The sequence below is a fragment of the Streptomyces sp. NPDC034103 genome (genome assembly GCF_055575395.1).
This window is the reverse complement of the sequence record NZ_JBVISS010000005.1, coordinates 408,692-427,296: the sequence shown is the minus strand read 5'-3', so window position 1 is coordinate 427,296 and position 18,605 is coordinate 408,692. Positions and strand designations below refer to the sequence as shown.

The following is an 18,605-nucleotide window of genomic DNA, read 5'->3' as shown; positions in this document are numbered from 1 at the left end:
GGCGGCCATGCACAAGCAGGCCCCCACCCCTGGTCGCGCACCCACCCCCGTCCCGCCCCCCTCAGTTCAACATCGCCCGCGCCGCATGAGCCTGTCCTCGGACCCGTGCCGCGGCGGACTCGTCCACGGCTCTCACCACCTCCGCGTACGCGTCCAACTCTCGCGCCCCGCCCAGGAAATCGCCCCGCTGCACCAGCAACTGCGCCCGCTCGTACCGCAACCGCGCGGGATGCGAGGGCAGCAGCAGCGACAACTCCACCGCCCACAACGCCACGTCCGACCGCTCCGGCCTGGCCGTCGCCCACGCCCGCACGTTGTTCAGGATCCGCAGCACCACGTCCAAGGGATCCGCGGGCGTCAGCATCGACGGGTCCAGCGAGGCCCCCGTCGCCCCCGCCACCAGCAGCTCCGCGTCCGAGCCGGTCAACACCCGCCCCCCGTCGAACGGATCGGCGAGCACCTGCTCCGCCTCCGCCCCGAACCCGACGACGAAGTGCCCCGGCAGCGCGACCCCGTACACATGGGCCCCGGCTCGTCGAGCCACCTCCATCCACACCACGGACAGCAGGATCGGCAGGCCCCGCCGCCGCCGGAGCACCGAGTGCAGCAACGACGACTCGAGCCGCTGATAGTCCGCCGCCGAGCCGCGGTACCCGCACCGCTCGCCGAGCAGCTCGCGCAGGGCCGCCGCCCAGGAGCGCGGTCCGCCCGGTCGGAACGGCAGCTGTCCGGCCAGGTCGTCCAGTTCGATCTGTGCCGCGTCCATGCCCGCCTCGTCCAGTGTGCCGTCCGCCTGCGCGCCCACGAGGAGGCAGAGCAGGGACAGGTCGGGCCGCTCGGACCGGACCTCCTCGGCGAACCGGCGGCGCAGTTCCGCGGAGCGTTCCGGGGGCGGGGGGTGGAGGGGGTGCATAGCTGGGTCGTGCCCGGTCACGACGATCGGTACCGCTCGCCGTCGAGGCCGGTCGGTTGTCGGTAGTGGTGGTACGCGTGGTGCGCCGCGAACCCCATCCCGGCGTACAGCGCCCGCGCGCCCGCGTTGTCGTCCTCGACCTGGAGCCACGCGGCCGACGCGCCCTCGTCGAGCGCCCGCCGGGCCAGCGCGGCCATCACCGTGGTGGCCAGGCCCCGCCGCCGCTGTGCGGGGTCCACCTCGACCGCGGCGAACCCGGCCCACCGGCCGTCCACGACACACCGCCCGATGGCGGCCGGCGCGGCCCCCGCGGAGTCACCCGGCACCGTCGCGAACCACACCGAGGGGCCGCTCCCCAGCACCTTCAGGGCCACCTCGCTCACCCCCTTGCGCTGGTACCGCGCGAGCCATGCCTCGTCCGCCGCCCGGGACAGCGCGACCCCCTCGCCCCCGGTCCGGTCGGCGACCGGGGCCAGCGCGCCGATCCACAGCTCGGCGGTCACCTCACGCACCCACCCCCGCTCCTCCAGCTGCGCGCACAGCAGCTCCTGCGTGCCCTCGGCGCCGGTGGCGGTCTGGACGTAGGCGGGCAGCCCGCGGGCGCCGTACCAGCCCCGTACGGCCTCCAGAGCCCCGTCCAGGGGGAGGCCCGGGTCGCCGATCGGGAGCACCGAGTTGGCCCGGCGGGTGAAGCCCGAGGCGGCCCGCAGCTCCCAGTCGCCGAGCCGCTCGCTCTCCACCGGCCGCCACGCGCGGGTGGCGATCCGGGACAGTTCCTCGTAGGAGGCGGAGGGGCCCCGGCGGCGGGCCGGGGCGCTGGGCACCACCTTGCCCGCGACCAGCGAGGATTCCGCGATGTGGACGGTCTCGCCACTCTTGCGTGTGATCAGCAGCACACCGTCGTCCCATGATGCGAGAACACCCACCGTGTCGGTGAACTTCTCACCCGAAACGGCAGGATCGTTCAAGCGGCGTACCGACACTCGTTTACCCACGTCAGCAGTGGTGATACGGACCTCAAGGCGCCCCGTCGCAGAGATTTCCACAGGTCAGTTCACCCCTCCTGTTCGGATCATGCCCAAGAACGGAGATACTAGGGGCGGGCATCGACGACGCCGCGCTCCCGCGCGCCAGGCGGCGGAGCCTACGGAGGCCCGCCAGCGCCCTATCGAGGAGGAACGACAGCGTGACCTACGTCATCGCGCAGCCTTGTGTCGACGTCAAGGACAAGGCGTGCATCGAGGAGTGCCCGGTCGACTGCATCTACGAGGGCTCCCGGTCCTTGTACATCCACCCGGACGAATGCGTCGACTGTGGTGCCTGTGAGCCGGTCTGCCCGGTCGAGGCGATCTTCTACGAGGACGACACTCCCGAGGAGTGGAAGGACTACTACAAGGCGAACGTCGAGTTCTTCGACGAGCTCGGCTCTCCCGGTGGTGCCAGCAAGCTGGGCCTGATCGAGCGCGACCACCCGTTCGTCGCCGCGCTGCCGCCGCAGAACCAGTAGAAGCGGCCCACGCCAGCGCCGCCTCGGTCCCGTACGGCTCGATCGCCCTGATCGCCGTACGGGGCCGAGGCGTTTGCCGTACAGCGCCGTACCAGCGCCCGTACGCGTGCCGCACGCGTGCCGTCGAGAAAGTGAGCCAGACACCGTGTCCGCAGTCTCCGACCGTCTCCCCGCCTTTCCCTGGGACAAGCTGGAGCCGTACAAGAAGACGGCCGCCGCGCACCCCGGTGGCATCGTCGACCTGTCCGTCGGCACCCCCGTGGACCCGGTTCCGGACCTGATCCAGAAGGCGCTCGTCGACGCGGCGGACTCCCCGGGCTATCCGACGGTCTGGGGCACTCCGGCACTGCGCGACGCGATCACGGGCTGGGTGGAGCGCCGGTTGGGCGCCCGCGGGGTCACGCACCGCCATGTGCTGCCGATCGTCGGCTCCAAGGAACTGGTCGCCTGGCTCCCCACCCAGCTGGGCCTCGGCCCCGGCGATCGGGTCGCGTACCCACGCCTGGCCTACCCGACGTACGAGGTCGGCGCCCGCCTGGCCCGCGCCGAGTACGAGGTCTACGACGACCCGACGGAGCTGGACCCCGAGGGCCTGAAGCTGCTCTGGCTGAACTCCCCGTCGAATCCGACGGGCAAGGTCCTGTCGCAGGACGAGCTGACCCGGATCGTGGCCTGGGCTCGCGACCATGACGTGCTCCTCTTCTCCGACGAGTGCTACCTGGAACTGGGCTGGGAGGCGGACCCGGTCTCGGTCCTGCACCCGGCCGTCAATGGTGGATCGTACGAAGGGGTCGTATCGGTTCACTCCCTCTCCAAGCGCTCGAACCTGGCCGGCTACCGCGCCGCGTTCCTGGCCGGCGACCCCGCCGTCCTCGGCCCGTTGCTGGAGATCCGCAAGCACGGCGGCATGATGACCTCCGCCCCGACGCAGGCGGCGGTGGTGGCCGCCCTCGGCGACGACGCCCACGTGCACGAGCAGCGCGAGCGGTACGCCGCCCGTCGCAAGGCGCTGCGCGAGGCGCTGGAGGCCCACGGCTTCCGGATCGAGCACAGCGAGGCCAGCCTCTATCTCTGGGCCACCCGCGGCGAGTCCTGCTGGGACACCGTCGCCCACCTGGCCGACCTGGGCATCCTGGTCGCGCCGGGCGACTTCTACGGCGAGGCGGGCGAGCGGTTCGTCCGCGTGGCGTTCACGGCGACCGACGAGCGGGTGCGGGCCGCCGTGGAGCGGCTCGCGTAACGCCCGCGGACATGACGACGGGGCCCGGGGTGCGCGCACCCCGGGCCCCGTCGTCATGCCGGCCGGACCTCAGCCGAGCGGGAGGCTCTTCACCGGAAGGGACTCCGTGGGCAGCCCGCCCTTGGTCAGGGACTCCGTCGGCAGCCCGCCCTTCGTCGCGGTGGACGCGGTGTCGCCCAGGATGTCCCCGGCGGAACCCGCCGCGTCACCCGCGGTCTGCTGCGCGGCCGGGGCCGCCTTCTTCGCGACCTTGCCGCTGGTCTTGCCCGCCGTCGGGACCGCCTTCTTCACCGCGTTGCCGCCAGTGTTGCCCGCGAGGCCCGTGGCCTTCTGCGCGGCACCGTCGACGGTGTTGCCGACGCTCGCCCCGTCCAGCGCGGTCAGCCCGCTCAGGTTCGAGGTGGGCAGCTCGGCGGGGGCCGCACTGGCGGAGCCGGCCGCACCGACCCCGGCTGCCGCTCCCGCAGCGACGAGCAGCGCGGCACGGGCGATCCTGCGGGTCAGGGGGAGGGACATGATGCTCCTTTGACGGGAGAGAACATGGAAGTTGCCGTCCGTGCCCGGCAGTTGATCACCGGGCTCGGACGCAGTGACTACCGCTCGAAGCCCGCGAAGGTTGCGGCGGGCCAACGTAAAGAGTTGGCAATGCGTCGCATTATCGGCTGCGGATAAAAACGGGCAAAGGGTGCCTGGTCGGAAAGTGTGCCGAATCCTTGCAGCCCTTTGTTCTCAAGGGATTTCGCGAATGCGGGGGTGACCGCGCGAAAACCTGCGCACCTCACGGGACGCGGCGGCCGTGCGTAACCCCTGCGGGTGATCGTTCGTACTACTGCGCAGTCAGGATCCGCACCGATCCCGTGCCGCGCTCCGCCCCGCCGGTCCCCTCGGAGGACGTCTCCCGCCACTCGCTCTGGGTGTTCCCGGCGGTCCACTCCCGCCCCGCGTACGTCACCCGCTGGATGTGCAGTGCCGAGGCGTTGGCCACCGCCCAGTGCGCCAGCTGCCAGCCGCGCTCCCGGACGCTGCGCCCCTTGACCGCGCCCCGCACCGGCACCGTCACGGTCCGCCCGGACACCGTGGGCTCGGGCGCGGGGCTCGCCTCGGCGCCCCGCACCTCGTCGGCGGTGGTGTCGAGCGCGTCCCCGCCGAAGTCCCGCACGAGCGCCTCACGCACCCCCTGCGGGCCTGCCGCGAGGTTCGCCTCCGGGCGGCCCTCGCAGGTCAGCGTGGCCGCGGAGGTGCCGGTGAGAGCGGCGGCCAGCACGGTGGCGTCCGGCTCGTGCTTGGCGTACGCCTCCGGATAGCCGCTGCGCTGCACCCGCTGCGCCGCCACGGTGAGCGGCAGCTCGGTGTAGTCGGAGACCTTGACCAGGTGCTCGTAGAACTCGCCCGCCGCGTACGTCGGGTCCATGACCTGCTTCTCGGTGCCCCAGCCCTGCGAGGGCCGCTGCTGGAAGAGGCCGAGCGAGTCCCGGTCGCCGTGGGCGATGTTGCGCAGGCCCGACTCCTGCAGCGCGGTCGCCAACGCGATGGTCACCGCCCGCTCGGGCAGCCCGCGTCCGGTGCCGACGGCCGTGATCGTCGCCGCGTTGACCGCCTGCTCCGGCGTGAACTCGTACGCCACCCCGTCGTCCTTGCCCGAGACGACCTCGCAGCCCGGTTCTCCGGTGCCCGCGGTGATGTACTGCACCACCAGGTAGCCGGCGACGGCACACAGGACCACGAAGGCCGCGAGACCACGGACGAAACGGCCTCGACGACGCTGTTGAGGGTGGGACAGCTCTGGCATCCGTCCAAGGTAGCGGAGGCCCCTGTGGCCTCCGAGCGCGGTGTGGACAGAGCGGTGGAGACCCGGCGCGTTAGGGTCGACGCCATGGCCGATACCGCGCTTGACCTCACGCTGGACGCCGCGCAGCTCACCGCGCGGCTCGTCGACTTCCCCTCCGTCAGCGGCACCGAGAAGCCGCTCGCGGACGCCATCGAGACCGCGCTGCGCGCGCTCCCGCACCTGACGGTCGACCGGTACGGCAACAACGTGGTGGCCCGCACCAGCCTCGGCCGCGCGGAGCGGGTGATCCTCGCCGGGCACATCGACACGGTCCCGATCGCCGACAACGTCCCCTCGCGCCTGGACGAGGACGGCTACCTCTGGGGCTGCGGCACCTGCGACATGAAGTCCGGGGTCGCGGTCCAGCTCCGCATCGCGGCGACGGTCCCGTCCCCCAAGCACGACCTCACCTTCGTCTTCTACGACAACGAGGAGATCGCCGCCGAGTTCAACGGGCTCGGTCATGTCGCCGAGGCCCACCCGGACTGGCTCGCGGGCGACTTCGCGGTCCTCCTGGAGCCGACGAACGGCCAGGTGGAGGGCGGCTGCCAGGGCACGCTGCGGATGCTGCTGAAGTTCACGGGGGAGCGGGCGCACTCCGCGCGCGCGTGGATGGGCTCCAACGCGATCCACGCCGCCGCGCCCGCGCTGGCGAAGCTCGCCGCGTACGAGCCGCGCAAGCCGGTGGTGGACGGCCTCGAGTACCACGAGGGCCTCAACGCGGTCCGCATCGAGGGCGGCGTCGCCACCAACGTCATCCCCGACGCCTGCACGGTCACGGTCAACTTCCGCTACGCGCCCGACCGCAGCGAGGAGGAGGCGGAGGCCTTCGTCCGCGAGTACTTCGCCGACTGCGGCGTCGACGAGTTCGTCGTGGACGACCACACCGGCGGTGCGCGTCCCGGCCTGAACCACCCGTCCGCGGCGGCCTTCGTGGAGGCCGTCGGCGGCGAGGTGTTCCCCAAGTTCGGCTGGACCGACGTGGCCCGCTTCAGCGCGCTCGGCGTGCCCGCGGTGAACTACAGCCCCGGCAACCCGCTGTTGGCGCACAAGGTGGACGAGCGGGTGCAGGTGTCGCTGATCCCCGAGGCCGAGGAGCGCCTGCGCGCCTGGCTGACGGCCTGATCCGACGGCCCGCTCGGGGGCACCTCGCGTCGGACATGCGCATGTCCCCCCTCCGTAACCCGCGTAGATCTACCCTGAGGTGGAAACACCCGCAAGTGGAGGGAGCGCACATGGCTACCGGCAACCCCGAGGGTAAGAAGCAGCCACCGTCGGAGCAGCGCCTGGGACCGGTCCTCCGAAGGCGGGACCAGGTCACGGCGAGCACCACCGACCAGCGCCTCCTGGACGCGGGCGGCCCGTCGGACTGGGTCCACACCGACCCCTGGCGGGTCCTGCGCATCCAGTCGGAGTTCATCGAGGGCTTCGGCACGCTCGCCGAACTCCCGCCCGCCATCAGTGTGTTCGGCTCGGCCCGGACGCGGCCTGACTCCCCGGAGTACGAGGCGGGGGTCCGGCTGGGCCGGGGTCTGGTGGAGGCCGGCTTCGCGGTCATCACCGGCGGCGGCCCGGGCGCCATGGAAGCGGCGAACAAGGGCGCGTGCGAGGCGAAGGGCACGTCCGTCGGACTCGGCATCGAGCTCCCCTTCGAGCAGGGCCTCAACCCCTACGTCGACATCGGCCTCAACTTCCGGTACTTCTTCGTCCGCAAGATGATGTTCGTGAAGTACGCGCAGGGGTTCGTGGTGCTGCCCGGCGGTCTCGGCACCCTGGACGAGCTGTTCGAGGCACTGACCCTCGTCCAGACCCAGAAGGTCACGCGCTTCCCCATCGTCCTCTTCGGCAGCGAGTACTGGGGCGGTCTCGTCGACTGGCTCACCAACACGCTGGTGGCCCAGGGCAAGGCGTCGGAGAAGGACCTGCTCCTGTTCCACGTGACGGACGACGTGGACGAGGCGGTGGCCCTGGTGTCGAAGGAGGCGGGCCGGTAGGCCGAGGCCCGTCCAGGGCCGAAGCGGGGGTCCGGGGCAGCCCCGGACCGCACGGCAGGAGGGGCGGCGGGGGCGAGGAAGGCCCTACGCCAGCCCCCGCCGGGCGACAGCCGGCGGTCGGTGGCCCGCGATCGACGCCACCATGTCCAGCACCTGCCGCGTCTCCGCGACCTCGTGCACCCGGTACACCTGGGCCCCCAGCCACGCCGACACCGCCGTCGTCGCCAGCGTGCCCACCACCCGCTCCTTCACCGGCTTGTCCAACGTCTCCCCGACGAAGTCCTTGTTGGACAGCGACACCAGCACCGGCCACCCGGTCCCGACCATCTCGCCCAGCCGGCGCGTCGCCTCAAGGCTGTGCCGCGTGTTCTTGCCGAAGTCGTGCCCCGGGTCGATCAGCACCGACTCCCGAGGCACCCCCAGCGCGACCGCCCGCTCGGCCAGCCCCACGGTCACCCGCAGGATGTCGGCCATGACGTCGTCGTAGGAGACCCGATGCGGCCGCGTACGAGGCTCCGCGCCCCCCGCGTGCGTGCACACCAGCCCCACCCCGTACCGCGCGGCGACCTCCGCGAGCCCGGGATCGACCCCGCCCCACGCGTCGTTGAGCAGATCCGCGCCCGCCTCGCACACCGCCGCACCGACCGACGCCCGCCAGGTGTCGACGCTGATGACCACGTCCGGGAACCGCCGCCGCACCTCCGCCACGAACCCGACGGTCCGCCGCGCCTCCTCCTCGGCGGAGACCTCCTCGCCCGGGCCGGCCTTGACCCCGCCGATGTCGATGATCGCCGCGCCCTCGGCCACCGCCTGCTCCACGCGCGCGAGGGCCGGCTCGTCACGGAATGTCGCCCCCTGGTCGTAGAAGGAGTCCGGGGTCCGGTTCACGATCGCCATGATCACCGGCTCGTGCGGCCCGAATTCCCGACTGCCCAGCCTGAGCATCCGCTGTGACCTCTCGTAGTACGACCTGGGAGCGGCCGCTTCCTCGGCCGCCTGCGACCCTAACTGTCAGACTCGCATGGCACGATCGGACTCTGACACATTCGACTCCGGACACATTCACCGAGCGTGGGGGCCCTCAGCGATGGTTATGTTCTTGTTCCTGGTCGTCGCGCTCGCCGTCGTGGTCGCCGCGGTGACGCTCGCCGTGGTGGGCGGCGGCGAGACGGGCCCGCTGCCCGACGTCGCCCCCGAGCGGCTCCAGGACCCGCTGCCGCTGGAGCGTCCGGTCAACCGCGCCGACGTCGAGGCCCTGCGCTTCCCGCTCGCCGCCCGCGGCTACCGCATGGCCGACGTGGACGACGCCCTCAGCCGCCTCGGCGCCGAACTCGCCGAGCGGGACGCCCGGATCGCCGACCTGGAGTCCGCGCTGGCCGGCGCCCAGGCCGCCGCGACCGTCTCCCACGGCTCCCACGTGTCCATGGAGAAGCCCGAGCAGGGCGCGGGGGAGCAGCAGTGAGCGCCGGGACCGCCCTCGCGGGTCCGGACGGCGCGCCGCGCTGCCCCTGGGCCCTGTCCACCGAGGACTACGTCGCGTACCACGACGAGGAGTGGGGCCGCCCGGTCCACGGCGACGACGCCCTGTACGAGCGCCTGAGCCTGGAGGCCTTCCAGTCCGGGCTCTCCTGGATCACGATCCTGCGCCGCCGCGAGGGCTTCCGGGCCGCGTTCGCCGGCTTCGAGATCGCCAAGGTGGCCATGTTCACGGACGCCGACCGGGACCGCCTCCTGCTGGACGAGGGCATCATCCGCAACCGCGCCAAGATCGACGCGACGCTCGCCAACGCGCGCGTACTGGCCGACTGGGCGCCGGGTGAGCTGGACGAGCTGATCTGGTCCCATGCCCCGCAGACACCGGGCCCGGCCCCGAAGGCCTTGGGGGACGTTCCGGCGATCACCCCGGAGTCGACGGCCCTGTCGAAGGCGCTAAAGAAACGCGGCCTGCGTTTTGTGGGTCCGACCACGGCGTACGCACTGATGCAGGCGTGCGGCCTGGTGAACGACCACCTGGAGACATGCGCCGCCAGGAGCGCCCCTTAGGGCCCTGTCGGCCCGGGGCGCGGGGAACTCACGCGAGCAGCCCCCACGCACCCGCCCTCGCCGACGACTCAGCGCCCCAGGTACTTGGGCGCTTCCTTGTTCACGAAGGCCCGCACCGCGATCGCGTGGTCCTCGGACGAGCCCGCCCGTGTCTGGAGCTCGTCCTCCTTCTCCAGCGTCTCCGCCAGCGAGTGGGAGGAGCCGTACGCCACGGCCTCCTTGATCGCCGCATAGGCCACCGTCGGGCCCTCGGCCAGCGCCCGGGCGACCTTCTCGGCCTCGCCCGCCAGCTCGGCGGAGGCGACGAGACGGTTCACGATCCCCAGTTCGTACGCCTCCTGCGCCTTGACCGTCCGGGGGAAGAGCAGTAGGTCGGCGGCGCGCCCCGGACCCACCACCCGCGGCAGGGTCCACGAGACCCCGGAGTCGGCGGTCAGCGCGACTCCCGCGAACGAGGTGTTGAAGCCCGCCGTGTCCGCCACCACCCGATAGTCCGCGGCCAGCGCCAGACCGAACCCGGCGCCGGCCGCGACCCCGTTCACCCCGGCCACGACCGGCTTCGGCATCTGCGTCAGCGCCCGCAGGATCGGGTTGTAGTGCTCCGCGACCGTGCTCATGACCTTCGTCGAGCCCTCGGCGAGCAGACCGATGTGCTCCTTGAGGTCCTGGCCCACACAGAACGCCCGGTCCCCGGCGGCCGTCAGCAGCACCGCCCGTACGGCCGTGTCGGCCGCCGCGGATTCCACCGCCTCCCGCAGGGCGACCTTCGTCGCGATGTTCAGCGCGTTCATCGCCTCGGGGCGGTTGAGCGTGATCGTCGCGAGCCCGTCGCTCACCTCGTAGAGCACGGTGTCTGCCATGGTCCATCCCCTCCTGCGTCTTCGCCGGTCCGAAGGACAGCATGGCGGAGATCACCGCTCACGGACCGGAACCGACGTGTGACCTGCGTCAAAGAATGCGCGGCCGAGATCGGTCGGCGGAAACGTGTGCGGGCGCGCAGTATCGCAGTCACATCGCCGAAATGAGTGGTTTTGCTCGCGCGCGTTGCCCAAGCGATGCCGACTGATGTTGGTCATCGGGTCCTGAGATGCGGGATAATGGCTTGGAAGCAATGTGTTCGATGCCGGTGTCGCGTGCTTCACGCACGACACGCGTGCCCTCCCAGGGCCGTCGGCTTTGACGATGAGCTGGTTTCAGGAAGGGGAACGAGCATGGCGGCCATGAAGCCGCGGACGGGCGATGGCCCGCTCGAGGTGACCAAGGAGGGGCGGGGCATTGTCATGCGCGTTCCGCTCGAAGGCGGCGGTCGGCTCGTCGTCGAGCTGACCCCGGACGAGGCCGACGCGCTCGGTGACGCCCTCAAGAAGGTCGTCGGCTGACGCGGAAGCGACCATACCCCTTTCAGCTGCCCCGGCATCGTCATCGGTGCCGGGGCAGTTGTCTGCCCAGGTGGAAGCGGGTCCGCCGACCTGAGGTCAGCGCTTGACCGCGCACAGCAGGCCGTCGCCCACCGGCAGCAGCGACGGCACCATCTCCTGGCTCTCGCGCACCGACCGCAGCAGCTCCCGCAGCCGCAGCACCTCGGTCGGCTGCGGACCGGAGTCCACCGTCCGGCCGTGCGCGAAGACGCCCTCGAAGACCACCAGGCCCCCCGGGCGCAGCAGACGCAACGATTCAGCGAGGTAGTCCATGACCTCCTGCCGGTCGCCGTCGCAGAAGACGAGGTCGTAGCCGGCGTCGGCGAGACGGGGCAGCACGTCGAGGGCGCGCCCGGGGATGAAGCGGGCCCGGTTGCTGGCGAAGCCCGAGGCACGGAAGGCCTGCCGGGCGAACTGCTGGTGCTCCGGCTCGGGGTCGACCGTGGTCAGCACACCGTCCGGGCGCATGCCGTGCAGCAGATGGATGCCGGAGACGCCGGTGCCGGTGCCGATCTCGGCGACCGCCTTCGCGTCGACGGAGGCCGCCAGCAACCGCAGTGCCGCACCCGCGCCGGGCGACACCGAGCGCAGCCCTGCCTCGCGGGCCCGGTCACGGGCCCAGCGCAGTGCTTCGTCCTCGGCGACATAGGCGTCGGCGAACGCCCAGCTCGTCTGCCGGTTGGCGGTAATGACCCTCTCCTGTCCCCGTGGTTGCCTGGGCGTGACTGTATCCGTTGGGCCCGGGAACCCGCAGATGGGACCGGACGTTTAGAGGGGTGGAGACGCACCCGGGGGGACACAGTTGGATCACGATGACGAGCAGGGGCTCGAGCGGGCGGTGACGCAGCCGTATGAGCCGTGTCAGCCCAGATCAAATTCGCGTAAAACCGCTTATCCGGAGCTAACGGGCGAGGTGGCTATGGTAGGGGCTCCACTGGACACCACCAGAGCCGATAGGGGAGGTGCGGCTGCGCCTGGGGATCGGGGCGGAGTGCTGCGGCGCTTCCTCGGATCGGCGGGTAGGCCGACATCTGTGAACGACACTGCTGCTGACCACAGCCACGACGACTACGCCACCGCGACCTTCACCACCGACGCGGACGGGCAGGCGTGGACTCCCCCGACGTGGGAGGAGATCGTCAGCACGCACAGCGGCCGTGTCTACCGGCTCGCGTACCGCCTGACGGGCAACCAGCACGACGCCGAGGACCTCACACAGGAGGTCTTCGTCCGCGTCTTCCGCTCCTTGTCGACTTATACGCCCGGCACCTTCGAGGGCTGGCTGCACCGCATCACCACCAACCTGTTCCTGGACATGGTCCGGCGAAAGCAGCGCATCCGCTTCGACGCCCTCGGCGAGGACGCGGCCGAGCGCCTGCCCAGCCGCGAGCCCTCCCCCCAGCAGGTCTTCAACGACGCGCACTTCGACGCCGACGTCCAGCAGGCCCTCGACACCCTCGCACCCGAGTTCCGCGCCGCGGTCGTCCTGTGCGACATCGAAGGGCTGTCGTACGAGGAGATCGCCGCGACCCTGGGCGTCAAGCTCGGCACGGTCCGGTCCCGGATCCACCGCGGCCGCTCCCAGCTGCGCAAGGCCCTCGCCCACCGTTCGCCCGAGGCCCGCAAGGAGCGCCGCTCCTTCGTGCCGCGCGTTCCCGCACTGGGGGGAGGGGGCGCGACCGCGTGAGTGGATCACGGCCCAATCCCGCCGAAGGGCGATTTGCGGAACAGCACCTGGGAGACCGACTTGCCGCGCTGGTCGACGGCGAGCTCGGTCATGAGACGCGCGAGCGGGTCCTCGCCCACCTGGCCACCTGCGCCAAGTGCAAGGCCGAGGCCGACGCCCAGCGTCGACTGAAGAACGTCTTCGCGGAGGCCGCACCCCCGCCTCCCTCCGAAAGCTTCCTGGCCCGCCTCCAAGGGCTGCCCGGGGGAGGTGACACGGACGGGGGCTCGCCGTTCGGGGGAGGATTCCGCGACGGCTTCTCCGGACGGCCCGGCACCAGTGGGGTCTTCGGTGTGAAGCGCCCCGAGCGCTTCACGTTCGACTACGTCCCGGCGGCGCACGCCCCCGCCCTCGGCTCCTCGCCTCGCGACGCCTTCCACCTCCACGACGTCGGCCGGCACGAGGCCGAGCGCTCGGCGTCACGCGGCATGCGGTTCGCGTTCGTCGTCGGCGGGGCGGTGTCGCTGGCCGCGATCGCGCTGGGCGGCGTCACCACCGGAACGCCCACCGACGCCGACGCCCGAGGCCCGGGCGGCAGCAATGTGACCCCGGCGCGGACCCAGGGCGGCACCGGCACGGCGACGTCCGACACCCAGCGGCGCCGTGCGCTGGGCCCCCTGTTCGCCCAGGACCAGTCCCGGTTCGACGCCTCGGTCGCCTCGACCGAGGTGTCCGCGCCACTGGTGCCGGGCACGCGGGCACACGAGGCCGCGGTGACCACCCCGGTGGTGGCCGGAGCGGCCGCCATGTCCCCCCTGATACGTCCGCTCAGCGCGACTCCGCCGGTCACGCTGACCTCCTTGTCCACGGCCCCGGGCCTCGCCCCGCCGAACCTGCTCGCCGCACCCGTCCCCCTCGCGACCTCCTCCCCCTCCGGCACCACCCGCTGACCCGGTCTCTGCGCATCGTTCCCCGAACCTGGTTGAATCCAGGGAGAGCCGTGCCCGTGCCTGTCCGGCAGACCAGGTGCCGTGGCCGTGGCGACGTGCCTGACCGGCACAGGTGAACGGGGCCGACGTGCCGGCCAGGCCCTGGCTGTGGGGAGAGCATGAACGAGGGGAAGCCCACGAGGGCGAAGTGGTGGAGCCGACCGCGCCCGGAGGGACCGGCGCGGGGCGTGACCGCCGACGGGGACTACGAGCTGCGGCGGCCCGAGGACACGGTCGGCGGCGAGCCGGCCGACACGACGCCGCGCCAGGCGGTGACCGACGCGGCCACCGATAGCGACGCCGCCTACGACACGAGGCCGCCCCAGGCGGTGACCGACACCGCCGTCGATCCCGATACCGACATCGCCGTCGGGCGCTCCGCCGCGACGCGTTCCGGAGGCGACTTCGAGCTGCGGGCACCGGAGGATGCCGCCGGTCCGCGATCCGGCGACTTCGAGCTGGACCTGCCCACGTCCCCGCCCTCCCCGGCGCCGGACGGGCCCTCGCTGTCCCGTGCCGACGCTGACGCGGGCGGGGTCCCGGACGAGGCCCCCGCGACCGGCACCCACGAGGCGCCCGAGATCCCCGACAAGGCTGCCGACGCCGATGCGTCCGGGGTCCCAGACGGGCCCTCGTCGTCCCGTCCCGATGCCAATGCCGCCGGGGTCCCAGACGGGCCCTCGCCGTCCCGTCCCGACGCCGATGCCGCCGGAGTCCCGGACGAGGCCCCCGCGACCGGCACCCACGAGGCACCCGAGGTCCCCGACAAGGCTCCCGCCACCGCCACCGCCACCGCCACCGCCACCGCCACCGCCACCGCCACCCCCACCCCCGGCGAGCGCCCCAAGCCCCTGCACGACCCCGACCCCTACAGCACCCCGCCGTACGGCGAACCCGGTCCCTGGGCCCCGGCGCCGCCGGTCCTGCACCCTGTGACGGCGCCCCCGCACGGCGCCGCCCTGCCGACGACGCCGATCCCGACCCCGGCGCACACCGCCCCCACCCCAGCCGCGGCCGCCCCCGCCCCGCACGGCGACCCCCCGCCTCCCCTCAACCCCTGGCGGAACTACGACCCCTGGGCCCCCGTCCCCATCCCCACTCCCGTCCCCCTCCAGCAGACCGGCACCGGTGCCCCCGTCCCGGGCGGGCGGCGTGGGCGTGGTCGGAAGCTGCTCGTCGTGGGTGCCGTGGTGCTCGCGCTGGTCTCGGGGGCCGTCGGCGGGGCCGTGGGCGCGTATCTGGAGCGCAACGGCGCGATGGCGGACGTGGAGCTGCCGCAGGCCGACGCCGAGCCCGCGGGACGGGCACCGGACAGCGTGGCGGGGATCGCCGCGCGGGCGCTGCCCAGTGTCGTCACCCTGCATGTGAGCGGCGCCGAGGAGCAGGGCACCGGCACCGGCTTCGTGCTCGACGACCGGGGTCACATCCTCACCAACAACCACGTCGTCGAGCCCGCCGGGGCCGACGGCGACATATCCGTCACCTTCCACAGCGGGGACACCGCCGAGGCCACCGTCGTCGGCCGGGACAGCGGCTACGACCTCGCCGTCGTGAAGGTCACCGGTGTCAGCGGGCTCGAGCCCATGGCCCTCGGCAACTCCGACAGCGTCCAGGTCGGCGACCCGGTCGTCGCCATCGGCGCCCCCTACGACCTGGAGGGCACCGTCACCTCCGGGATCATCAGCGCCAAGGAGCGGCCCATCACCGCCGGCGGCGAGAGCGGTGACGGCAGTGACGTGTCGTACGTGGACGCCCTCCAGACCGACGCGCCCATCAACCCCGGCAACTCCGGCGGGCCGCTGCTCGACTCCGAGGCCCGCGTCATCGGCATCAACTCCGCGATCCGCTCCGCCGACAGCGGCTCCGAGGAGGGCGGTGGCCAAGCCGGGTCCATAGGGCTCGGGTTCGCCATCCCCGTCAACCAGGCCAAGCGCGTCGCCGAGGAGCTGATCAACACCGGCAAGGCGACCCACCCGGTCATCGGCGTCACCCTCGACATGGAGTACTCCGGCGACGGCGCCCGGGTCGGCACCCAGGGCAACGACGGCGGCCCCGCGGTCAACACGGGCGGCCCCGGTGACACGGCCGGGATCAAGGCGGGCGACGTCATCACCGAGGTCGACGGACAGCGCGTCCACTCCGGCGAGGAGCTGATCGTCAAGACCCGCGCCCACCGCCCCGGCGACCGCCTGGAGCTCACCGTGGAGCGCGGCGGCAAGGAGCTGACGATCTCCCTGGTGCTCGGCTCCTCAGGCGGCGACTGAGGGCCCGGCGATTGACACAAAGCTCACAGGCGCGCCCGCTCACCCCGTCCCACAAGGCAAAAAACCCTCAAAACCGCTCAGGTGCGCCCACTCGGGGGGCCCGGGACAGTACCGGTCGTACCGGATCGCCGGGTACCGTGGACCCGGCCCGGACATGGCAAGGAGCTTCAGGTGTTCAATGACATAGGACCGCTCGAGCTGATCACGCTCGTTGTCCTCGCCGTGCTCGTCTTCGGTCCGGACAAGCTCCCGAAGGTCATCCAGGACGTCATGCGGACCGTGCGCAAGATCCGCGAGTTCTCGGAGAGCGCCAAGCAGGACATCCGCTCGGAACTCGGCCCCGAGTTCAAGGACTTCGAGTTCGAGGACCTGAACCCCAAGACGTTCATCCGCAAGCAGCTGGACAACGACGAGCTGGGGCTCAAGGAGATCCGCAACGGCTTCGACCTGAAGAAGGAGATGGCCGAGGTCACCGATGCCGTCCACAGCCGCGACACGGACTCGTCGTCCTCGGCCGCGTCCTCCGACGGCCGGATCGACATGACCAAGAAGCCCGACGGCGACGGCAAGGACGACCGCCCGGTCTTCGACGCGGACGCCACCTGAGCGCCGTACCCCCGCAGCCGCACAGCCGCACCGGAGCCGCACGTCAGTGACGTGCGGCTCCGTCGTACGTGACGCGTCTCATACGCCGGACCCCCCTCGCGGGGCCTGAACCCGATGCCCCGGACGCCCCGCGCGCCGGGCGCTTTCCCTGCTGGTCCCAGTGGGGTGGCTATGCTGCCGAGTTGTTGTGCGGACCGGACGAGTCGCCCGAATGGGGGGCGGGCCGTTCCGGACCGACGAGGAACAAGGAGGCGTCCGGGCACATGGAGACGACGAGTCAGGCGGTCGCGCAGGCGTCGGCCGCGGAGGGCGGACAGCAGGTTCCCTCCGCCCGGCGCACGGTCGACGGCTACCTGCGGGCGCCCTTCCCGTGGTACGGCCTCGACGAGGCCTTCACGGGGCCGCGCTGGCTGATGCAGGTCGGTACGGCGGCCGACGGTGCCGTCGAGCACGGTTCGATCGGGCACGGCGACGAGCCCTCCGTACGGAACGAGGCGTCGGAGGACAAGGAGAAGTTCGCGGTGGTGGTGACCGTCGCGGCGAACCCGTCCCGGCGGAGCGCCGACGGCACGGGCCTGCTGGAGGCCACCTCGGTCTCCTCGGCGGCGTGGCTCGCGGGTGTGGGGCTGCTGTCCTTCACCTGGCCCGGCCAGATGGACCACTCGCTGCGCGATGACTGGCTGGACCAGCAGACCGAGACCGCGTGGGCCCTGGCCGACGACCTCGACGGCTCGGACTGGTCGACGCTGTCCCTGCCCGTGGACGGGGTACCGACGCCCTTCCACTACCGCGAGTCCGAGTTCGGGTGGGTCCTCGCCGGGTCCACGCCGGAGGGCGTGCACGTGGGGGCGTACGGGAGAGGCATGAGTGCGTACGGGCTCGGCTTCGCCATGATCAAGGACATCAGCGCCTACGCGTAGCGCGCGGGTACGACGAGGGGGGCGCCGTCCGAGCCGGACGGCGCCCCCTCGTCGTACGGGAAGAGCTAGAACTTGTTCCTCGGGGTGATTCCCAGGGACAGGCCCGCGAGGCCGCGCTGACGGCCGCCCAGCTTGCCCGCGATGGCCCGCAGGGCCGCGCCCGCCGGGGAGTCCGGGTCGCTCAGGACGACCGGCTTGCCGTCGTCGCCGCCCTCGCGCAGGCGGACGTCGATGGGGATGGAGCCGAGGACCGGGACGGTGGCGCCCGTGGTCCTCGTCAGCCCGTCGGCGACCGTCTGGCCGCCGCCCGTGCCGAAGACGTCGACCATCTCGTCGCAGTGCGGGCAGGGCAGGCCCGACATGTTCTCGACCACGCCGACGATCTTCTGGTGGGTCTGCACGGCGATGGCGCCGGCCCGCTCGGCGACCTCGGCGGCCGCCTGCTGCGGGGTCGTGACGACCAGGATCTCGGCGTTCGGGACCAGCTGGGCGACGGAGATGGCGATGTCGCCCGTGCCCGGCGGCAGGTCCAGGAGGAGGACGTCGAGGTCGCCCCAGTACACGTCCGCCAGGAACTGCTGGAGCGCGCGGTGGAGCATCGGGCCGCGCCACACCACGGGTGCGTTGCCCGGGGTGAACATGCCGATGGAGATGACCTTCACGCCGTGGGCGGACGGCGGCATGATCATGTTCTCGACCTGGGTGGGCCGTCCGTCGACACCCAGCATGCGCGGCACGGAGTGGCCGTAGATGTCGGCGTCGACGACGCCCACCTTCAGACCGTCCGCGGCGAGCGCCGCCGCCAGGTTCACCGTCACCGAGGACTTGCCGACGCCGCCCTTGCCGGAGGCGACCGCGTACACGCGCGTGAGCGAGCCGGGCTTGGCGAAGGGGACCTCGCGCTCGGTCTGGCCGCCGCGCAGGGCCGTCGCCAGCTCCTTGCGCTGCTCGTCGCTCATGACGTCGAGCGTGACGTCGACGCGGCTGACGCCCTCGACCGCCGAGACCGCGTCGGTCACGCGCTGCGTGATCGTCTCGCGCATCGGACAGCCGGAGACCGTCAGGTACACGGTGACCGCGACGGCCCCGTCCGCGCCGATGTCGACCGACTTGACCATTCCGAGCTCCGTGATGGGGCGGTTGATCTCGGGGTCGTTCACCGTCGCCAGTGCCTCGCGCACCGCGTCTTCCGTAGCCATAGGCACGATGGTACGGCG

General features: G+C 72.1%; 20 protein-coding genes. 12 read left to right on the top strand and 8 right to left on the bottom strand.

Annotated elements, in window-relative coordinates:
• Positions 1-61 precede the first annotated feature (61 nt).
• A complete protein-coding gene (locus tag ACZ56U_RS13725; RefSeq protein WP_469084202.1) occupies positions 62-913 on the bottom strand; it encodes a transglutaminase family protein in 852 nt (283 codons plus the stop codon).
• A gap of 17 nt (positions 914-930) precedes the next feature.
• Positions 931-1,959, bottom strand: coding sequence for a GNAT family N-acetyltransferase (locus tag ACZ56U_RS13720; RefSeq protein WP_469084201.1), 1,029 nt, complete (start codon positions 1,957-1,959; stop codon positions 931-933).
• A gap of 140 nt (positions 1,960-2,099) precedes the next feature.
• Between ACZ56U_RS13720 and fdxA the strand changes: the two genes are divergently transcribed.
• Both fdxA and ACZ56U_RS13710 read left to right on the top strand, forming a co-directional pair.
• Positions 2,100-2,420 carry a ferredoxin gene (gene fdxA / locus ACZ56U_RS13715; protein WP_019058397.1) on the top strand — a complete coding sequence of 107 codons (321 nt, stop codon included), beginning with the start codon at positions 2,100-2,102 and terminating at the stop codon, positions 2,418-2,420.
• Between the two features lie 145 nt (positions 2,421-2,565).
• A complete protein-coding gene (locus ACZ56U_RS13710) occupies positions 2,566-3,660 on the top strand; it encodes a bifunctional succinyldiaminopimelate transaminase/glutamate-prephenate aminotransferase (RefSeq protein WP_469084200.1) in 1,095 nt (364 codons plus the stop codon).
• A gap of 69 nt (positions 3,661-3,729) precedes the next feature.
• Here the strand turns inward: ACZ56U_RS13710 and ACZ56U_RS13705 are convergent, their stop codons facing one another.
• A complete protein-coding gene (locus ACZ56U_RS13705; RefSeq protein ID WP_469084199.1) occupies positions 3,730-4,176 on the bottom strand; it encodes an ATP-binding protein in 447 nt (148 codons plus the stop codon).
• 310 nt (positions 4,177-4,486) lie between these two features.
• Positions 4,487-5,449 (bottom strand): VldE C-terminal domain-containing protein, encoded by a 963-nt coding sequence (locus ACZ56U_RS13700; RefSeq protein ID WP_469084198.1) that lies wholly within the window; start codon positions 5,447-5,449, stop codon positions 4,487-4,489.
• 84 nt (positions 5,450-5,533) lie between these two features.
• On the opposite strand from ACZ56U_RS13700, the gene dapE reads away from it, so the two are divergent.
• The gene (gene dapE / locus ACZ56U_RS13695) at positions 5,534-6,613 is read left to right on the top strand and encodes a succinyl-diaminopimelate desuccinylase (protein ID WP_469084197.1); all 1,080 of its coding nucleotides are present in this window, start codon (positions 5,534-5,536) and stop codon (positions 6,611-6,613) included.
• Positions 6,614-6,723: 110 nt separating this feature from the next.
• Positions 6,724-7,482, top strand: coding sequence for an LOG family protein (locus tag ACZ56U_RS13690; RefSeq protein WP_469084196.1), 759 nt, complete (start codon positions 6,724-6,726; stop codon positions 7,480-7,482).
• An 84-nt stretch (positions 7,483-7,566) separates the two neighbouring features.
• Here ACZ56U_RS13690 and folP read toward each other — a convergent pair whose 3' ends face one another.
• Complete coding sequence (gene folP, locus ACZ56U_RS13685) at positions 7,567-8,427, bottom strand: dihydropteroate synthase (protein ID WP_391244824.1); 861 nt, start codon at positions 8,425-8,427, stop codon at positions 7,567-7,569.
• A 142-nt stretch (positions 8,428-8,569) separates the two neighbouring features.
• Here folP and ACZ56U_RS13680 point away from each other — a divergent pair, with 142 nt between their 5' ends.
• Both ACZ56U_RS13680 and ACZ56U_RS13675 read left to right on the top strand, forming a co-directional pair.
• Positions 8,570-8,944, top strand: a complete 375-nt coding sequence (locus ACZ56U_RS13680; protein ID WP_469084195.1) for a DivIVA domain-containing protein — start codon at positions 8,570-8,572, stop codon at positions 8,942-8,944.
• Complete coding sequence (locus tag ACZ56U_RS13675) at positions 8,941-9,525, top strand: DNA-3-methyladenine glycosylase I (protein ID WP_469084194.1); 585 nt, start codon at positions 8,941-8,943, stop codon at positions 9,523-9,525. The genes ACZ56U_RS13680 and ACZ56U_RS13675 overlap by 4 nt, the downstream gene beginning before the upstream one ends.
• A 68-nt stretch (positions 9,526-9,593) precedes the next feature.
• On the opposite strand, the gene chcB is transcribed toward ACZ56U_RS13675, so the two are convergent.
• Entirely contained in the window at positions 9,594-10,385 is a 792-nt protein-coding gene (chcB, locus tag ACZ56U_RS13670; protein ID WP_469084193.1) for a 2-cyclohexenylcarbonyl CoA isomerase, read from the bottom strand.
• Between the two features lie 351 nt (positions 10,386-10,736).
• Between chcB and ACZ56U_RS13665 the strand changes: the two genes are divergently transcribed.
• Positions 10,737-10,904 carry a DUF3117 domain-containing protein gene (locus ACZ56U_RS13665; RefSeq protein ID WP_003966491.1) on the top strand — a complete coding sequence of 56 codons (168 nt, stop codon included), beginning with the start codon at positions 10,737-10,739 and terminating at the stop codon, positions 10,902-10,904.
• A gap of 96 nt (positions 10,905-11,000) precedes the next feature.
• Here ACZ56U_RS13665 and ACZ56U_RS13660 read toward each other — a convergent pair whose 3' ends face one another.
• The gene (locus tag ACZ56U_RS13660) at positions 11,001-11,699 is read right to left on the bottom strand and encodes an O-methyltransferase (protein ID WP_391244841.1); all 699 of its coding nucleotides are present in this window, start codon (positions 11,697-11,699) and stop codon (positions 11,001-11,003) included.
• A 235-nt stretch (positions 11,700-11,934) separates the two neighbouring features.
• Here ACZ56U_RS13660 and sigE point away from each other — a divergent pair, with 235 nt between their 5' ends.
• From sigE to ACZ56U_RS13635, 5 genes are all read left to right on the top strand, one after another.
• Complete coding sequence (gene sigE, locus ACZ56U_RS13655; RefSeq protein ID WP_469084192.1) at positions 11,935-12,630, top strand: RNA polymerase sigma factor SigE; 696 nt, start codon at positions 11,935-11,937, stop codon at positions 12,628-12,630.
• A complete protein-coding gene (locus ACZ56U_RS13650) occupies positions 12,627-13,559 on the top strand; it encodes an anti-sigma factor family protein (RefSeq protein ID WP_469084191.1) in 933 nt (310 codons plus the stop codon). Before sigE ends, ACZ56U_RS13650 begins: the two co-directional genes overlap by 4 nt.
• A gap of 158 nt (positions 13,560-13,717) precedes the next feature.
• Positions 13,718-15,862 carry a S1C family serine protease gene (locus tag ACZ56U_RS13645; RefSeq protein WP_469084190.1) on the top strand — a complete coding sequence of 715 codons (2,145 nt, stop codon included), beginning with the start codon at positions 13,718-13,720 and terminating at the stop codon, positions 15,860-15,862.
• A 171-nt stretch (positions 15,863-16,033) separates the two neighbouring features.
• Positions 16,034-16,468, top strand: a complete 435-nt coding sequence (locus ACZ56U_RS13640; RefSeq protein WP_469084189.1) for a sec-independent translocase — start codon at positions 16,034-16,036, stop codon at positions 16,466-16,468.
• A gap of 263 nt (positions 16,469-16,731) precedes the next feature.
• Positions 16,732-17,388 carry a hypothetical protein gene (locus ACZ56U_RS13635; RefSeq protein ID WP_469084188.1) on the top strand — a complete coding sequence of 219 codons (657 nt, stop codon included), beginning with the start codon at positions 16,732-16,734 and terminating at the stop codon, positions 17,386-17,388.
• Positions 17,389-17,453: 65 nt separating this feature from the next.
• On the opposite strand, the gene ACZ56U_RS13630 is transcribed toward ACZ56U_RS13635, so the two are convergent.
• The gene (locus tag ACZ56U_RS13630) at positions 17,454-18,587 is read right to left on the bottom strand and encodes an Mrp/NBP35 family ATP-binding protein (RefSeq protein ID WP_469084187.1); all 1,134 of its coding nucleotides are present in this window, start codon (positions 18,585-18,587) and stop codon (positions 17,454-17,456) included.
• Between the last annotated feature and the right edge of the window lie 18 nt (positions 18,588-18,605).